We start from the raw sequence: 771 nt of genomic DNA, 5'->3' as shown, positions 1-771 counted from the left end.
TCATGTGTAGAAGATATAGAGAATTATGCCCTTGGCAATGTGGACAACATGATACCCGACGGCAAGGAACTGATGGAACTCCGTTTGGTGATACCCGGGGATAAACAGCCGGTTGCCCGAAGCATTGAGAATGGAACGGCCGGTGAGAACAGGATTGAGCAGCTTTACATGGATGTTATGGACGGCGGCGGGAATCCGATAGAGTACCGACCCCGTTCCACAGGGGACGGAACATTGAAGTTGACTCATGATGGTGATAGTGTCTACGTGGTTTCTACACTGTTTGATATAGGGACATTGAAGGATGGTTACACCTTGCGTGTACGTGCCAATGCGGATGAGCCTCACGGAATAATCGGACAACCCGTTCCCCCTTTCTACATGTCGGGCACGGGAGTGATTGTGGAGCGCGGATACAGGAACTTCAGAGCTTCCGCACATTTGTTGCGGGGGGTGGCCAAACTGCGGACAACCATTCGTAAAACTTCTTCTACTGTTCCGCAGGAATTGACTATAGGAGATGTGAAAGTACAGGTGCTTCACGTCGCGGATAGGATTCGTAAATATGCTCCGTTTCATTCTCATGCCAATGAAGCTATTACCAATAATAAAGAAAATGGACTGGAGGAGTATCTATTACATTATTTGGATTATCCGGAAGTAAGTCTGACAGATATAGCATTACAAGAGCAAGGTGAACTTGACGGTGAGGCAGTCACTTTTTATTCTCATTACGTCTATGAAAATTATCTGGAACAGGAGTCCGATTAC

The 771-nt window shown here is 46.8% G+C and carries 1 pseudogene; it reads left to right on the top strand.

The annotated features are described in order from the left end of the window. A pseudogene (locus tag AB5935_RS26250) lies at positions 1–771 on the top strand (hypothetical protein); the annotation flags it as partial.

It is taken from the genome of Phocaeicola sp. RTP21198st1_B8_RTP21198_201120 (assembly GCF_040929485.1).
GTDB classification, from domain to species: Bacteria; Bacteroidota; Bacteroidia; order Bacteroidales; family Bacteroidaceae; genus Phocaeicola; species Phocaeicola dorei.
Note: the sequence above shows the minus strand (reverse complement) of the source record. Positions and strands in the feature narration are given on the sequence as shown.